Genomic DNA, 1,085 nt, shown 5'->3' on the forward strand with positions numbered 1-1,085 from the left:
GCCGGGGACGTCGCCGGGGCGTTGGCCGATCTCGCCACCGCGCACGCCGCGCTCCTCGGTGCCGGGCAGGTGGCGTCGGCCCGGGACACCGGGGTCGAGTTGGCCGAGGCGTACCGGGCGCTCGGGCAGCCGGAGCAGGCGGGCGCGTTGGTGCGGGAGGCGCTGGAATCGGGTGCCGACGGTCCGTGGGTGGCCCGGGCGGCCCGGGTGCAGGGTCTGCTCTGCGCCGACGCCGGGGACCGGGCCGGTGCCGAGCGGCACCTGCGGGACGCGGTGCAGGGGTACCGCGGGTCCGGGCGGCGCCGGGAGTTGGCCACCACGGTGCTGCTGCTCGCCGACCACCTGGAGCGGTGGGACCGGCCGGAGGAGGCCCTGGACCTGCTGCACGACGGGCTGGTCGAGGTGGAGCGGCTCGGTGAGCGGACCACCGTGGCGTTCCGCTCGCCCGAGTTGTGACCGGTCCCGGCGTCAGCCGGTCGAGCCGGAGAGGATCGTCCCGGCCATGGCGCACCAGATCAGAATGAAGACCACGTACATGATGGTGAACACCCAGCCGACCACGATGCCGGCGGTGGCGAGTTCGCTGCCCCGCTCACCGGTCTGGGCGATCTGGTCCCTGGCCCGGTTGCCGAAGTAGACGCCCAGCGGCGGGAAGACCATCACGGCGAAGACCAGGGACAGGATCGCGTACGTGTTGAACGGGGGCGCGTACGGGTAGGGCGGCGGGTACGGTGGCTGGCCCGGTGCCGGTCCGGGACCGGGTGGCGGCGGTACGTGCGGCGGCTGGTCGGTCACTGTCCACCTCCTGGAGCGCGTGTCCACAGTGTGTGCCGGTCCCGCAAGCCGCCGACGGTCTCCTCGGGCCTGCCCGGTGGACGGCGCACCGCCGGTGCGTCCCGGACGGGCGGGGGACGCACCGGCAGCCGTGCTGCCCGGCAGCGGTCAGAGCCGGGCCCACAGGGCGGGTACGTTCGGTGGCTCCCAGCCCGGCTGGGCGGTGTGCGTCTGGAGGCACCGGTAACCGGCGCCACCGTAGGTGACCTGGTTGCCTGTCTGGTAGGTGGTGCCCGCCGTCCAGGTACCGG

The 1,085-nt window shown here is 74.6% G+C and carries 3 protein-coding genes; 1 reads left to right on the forward strand and 2 read right to left on the reverse strand.

Annotation, left to right across the window (positions count from 1 at the left end; translation table 11 throughout):
* Window positions 1-456: tetratricopeptide repeat protein (locus GSF22_RS33800; RefSeq protein WP_208817945.1), on the forward strand; the 456-nt coding region annotated here is incomplete at its 5' end.
* Between the two features lie 12 nt (window positions 457-468).
* Here the strand turns inward: GSF22_RS33800 and GSF22_RS33805 are convergent.
* Both GSF22_RS33805 and GSF22_RS35280 read right to left on the reverse strand, forming a co-directional pair.
* Window positions 469-795, reverse strand: a complete 327-nt coding sequence (locus tag GSF22_RS33805; RefSeq protein ID WP_208817946.1) for a DUF4190 domain-containing protein — start codon at window positions 793-795, stop codon at window positions 469-471.
* 147 nt (window positions 796-942) lie between these two features.
* On the reverse strand, window positions 943-1,085 hold a 143-nt coding region (locus tag GSF22_RS35280; protein WP_368856943.1), incomplete at its 5' end, for a carbohydrate-binding protein.

This window comes from Micromonospora echinofusca, assembly GCF_017614955.1.
GTDB lineage: Bacteria > Actinomycetota > Actinomycetes > Mycobacteriales > Micromonosporaceae > Micromonospora > Micromonospora echinofusca_A.